This window comes from Cobetia sp., from assembly GCF_983723665.1.
On record NZ_CFDJES010000010.1, the window covers coordinates 5,710 to 8,491 of the forward strand.

Sequence of the window (2,782 nt, forward strand, 5' to 3'; positions counted from 1 at the left end):
CGGCTCTCCCATCAGCTGGCGGGGCAGGCCCCGCCAATTCAGTTGCTGCTCTGTCCTTGTTCTGTTTCTTGTCCTGCTCTTGGTTCTGGCCCGTTAGTCGTCGTCTAGAACTGGGCCGGCAGCCAGGTGGCCAAGCCCGGGAAGGCGGCGAGTGCTCCCAGCATGCACAGCTGGATCAGGATGAACGGGATGACGCCCTTGTAGATCTGCTTGGTGCTGACTTCCTTGGGGGCCACGCCGCGCAGGTAGAAAAGCGCGAACCCGAATGGTGGTGTCAGGAAGGAAGTCTGCAGGTTGATGGCGATCATGATGCCCAGCCAGATCGGATCGAGGCCCATGGCCAGCAGCACCGGACCGACGATCGGCACCACCACGAAGGTGATCTCGATGAAGTCGAGGATGAAGCCGAGCAGGAAGATCACCAGCATCACCACCAGGGTGGCACCGATGACGCCGCCGGGCATGTTCTCGAAGATCTCGGTGACGACCTCTTCGCCGCCGAAGCCGCGGAACACCAGCGAGAACAGCGCCGCACCGATCAGGATCAGGAACACCATCGAGGTGACATTGGTGGTGGAGCGCACCACTTCCGTCAGGGTCTTCAGGCTCAGCTTGCGGTTGGCGAGGGCCAGCATCAGCGCACCGAAGGCGCCCACGGCAGAGGCTTCGGTCGGGGTCGCGAGACCGCCGAGAATCGAGCCGAGCACACAGACGATCAGCACGATCGGCGGCACCAGACCCTTCATCAGCAGCCAGAAGATGCTGCCGGTATGTCCCAGCTCTTCCATCAGCGCATCACGATCGACGGCCGGCGCCTTCTCCGGCTTCAGCCAGGCGACCATGGCGATGTAGACGATATAGGCGAGCACCAGGATCAGGCCCGGAATCAGCGCGCCGATGAACAGGTCGCCCACCGAGACGGTCTTCGGGCTCCAGATGCCCATCGACAGCTGCGCCTGCTGATAGGCGGAAGACAGCACGTCGCCCAGCAGGACCAGCGCGATGGACGGCGGGATGATCTGCCCCAGGGTGCCGGTGGCACAGATGGCGCCGGTGGCCAGTGACGGGTCGTAACCGCGCTTGAGCATGGTCGGCAGTGACAGCAGGCCCATGGTGACGACGGTCGCGCCGACGATACCGGTGGAGGCAGCCAGCAGCATGCCGACGATGGTTACGGAAATCCCCAGCCCGCCCCGCAGCGAGCCGAACATCAGCGCCATGGCGTCGAGCAGCGTCTCGGCGACCTTGGACTTCTCCAGCAGCACGCCCATCAACACGAACAATGGCACGGCCAGCAGGGTCTGGTTGGTCATGGTGCCGTAGAGGCGGTTGGGCATCGCGGACAGGAAGCTGGCATCGAATACGCCCTGGGTAATGCCCAGCGCATCCAGCCCCATGCCGAGTCCGGCGAAGGCAAGCGCGGTACCGGCCAGTGACAGCGCCACCGGATAGCCCAGCATCAAGACGATACAGATACACACGAACAGCAGCAGTGGCATGATCTCGAGCATTACACCAGCTCCTCATCGTGGTCAGGGGTGTCATCGCTCGCATGCGGAGAGGGCAGGCGGCCCATCAGGAACAGCAGGTGGCGGCCGGCTTCCGCCACGCCTTGCAGCATCATCAGGATGGCGATGGCCGGAATCAGGGTCTTGAGCAGGTAGACGCCCGGCAGGCCGCCGGATTCGGGCGAGGCTTCCTTGATGCCCCAGGAATCGCCCACGTAACCGAGGCTGGAGAGCAGGATGAAGGTCATCACCGGGAACAGCAGGAACAGGGTGCCGCCGAGATCGACCCACGACTTCCCGCGGTGCGACATGCGCTGATAGAAGATATCCACCCGCACATGGCCGTCGTGCTTGAGCGTGTAGCTGGCGGCGAGCAGGAAGACGGCCGCGTGCATGTACATCACGGATTCCTGCATGGGGATGCTGTTGATGTTGAAGGCGTAGCGCAGCATCACGATGGTGAATTCGACCAGCATCATGATGACGACCAGCCAGGACACGCAGCGTCCCAGCCCCTCGGTCATGCGGTCGAGCCCTGTGAGCCAGCCGGGGGTAGAGGCATTGGCAGACATGGAGTCCCCTTGGCCTGCGGGTAGCAGGTGGTGATTGTTGGTGTTGTTGTTGCTTTGCCGACAGCGTCTGCTGTGTCTTTGCCAAGCGCTTGTGTTGCAAGCAGTTGTGTTGCAAGCGATTGCTGGCAAGGTCGCCAATTCAGATGTTGCTCATGTTGTGGTCAGTCGCGGTGTCCAGCAAGCCGTGATGGCATCGCTTTGAACAACGCTATTCCACGCTTCATCCCTGTAAGTGACGTCGCTCGGATGCGGCATGCCATCAGTCATCGCTAAGTCAACGATTAATCCACGTCATTGGCAGACAAAGAGTAGCGAGCGGCGTCGCAACAACAAATGGATCATTGGTCTGACAGGCGGTTTTTGTCTTTGCTTACAGTGAGATAGGCGAAGAAATACCGGCAGGCAGGCAAGGAAACGGGCAAGTAAGGGCGCGGCAGATCGCGTTATGCGCATCCAACAGCCCGCAAGCGATGCGCCGCAGACGCGGCGGCAGGGGTGAGCATCATGGCGCAGACAGCTGCCGGCAAGCCGTAGCTGAGGGAAGCCTGGGTCGGGAAAGCCAAGCGGGAGAGCCAGGCAGTAGAGGGGCGATATGCGAGGGATCGATATCCGAGGGGCAGGCGTCAGAGATGCCTATGCAAGAGAGGCAGGCGTCAGGCGAGCCCGATCGCCTTGCGGCATGCGGCTGGCAGATGGACTTCT

The 2,782-nt window shown here is 62.0% G+C and carries 2 protein-coding genes; both read right to left on the bottom strand.

The window, feature by feature from the left end; all coding sequences use genetic code 11:
- Window positions 1-104: 104 nt before the first annotated feature.
- Window positions 105-1,511, bottom strand: coding sequence for a TRAP transporter large permease (locus AC4FAH_RS02245; RefSeq protein ID WP_043333325.1), 1,407 nt, complete (start codon window positions 1,509-1,511; stop codon window positions 105-107).
- Window positions 1,511-2,080 (bottom strand): TRAP transporter small permease subunit, encoded by a 570-nt coding sequence (locus tag AC4FAH_RS02250; protein ID WP_043333327.1) that lies wholly within the window; start codon window positions 2,078-2,080, stop codon window positions 1,511-1,513. Before AC4FAH_RS02250 ends, AC4FAH_RS02245 begins: the two co-directional genes overlap by 1 nt.
- Window positions 2,081-2,782 lie beyond the last annotated feature (702 nt).

Bases quoted from the DNA above. Each gene is read 5' to 3' on its own strand.
- AC4FAH_RS02250 (WP_043333327.1), bottom strand. From the start codon at position 2,080: ATGTCTGCCAATGCCTCTACCCCCGGCTGGCTCACAGGGCTCGACCGC.
- AC4FAH_RS02245 (WP_043333325.1), bottom strand. From the start codon at position 1,511: ATGCTCGAGATCATGCCACTGCTGCTGTTCGTGTGTATCTGTATCGTC.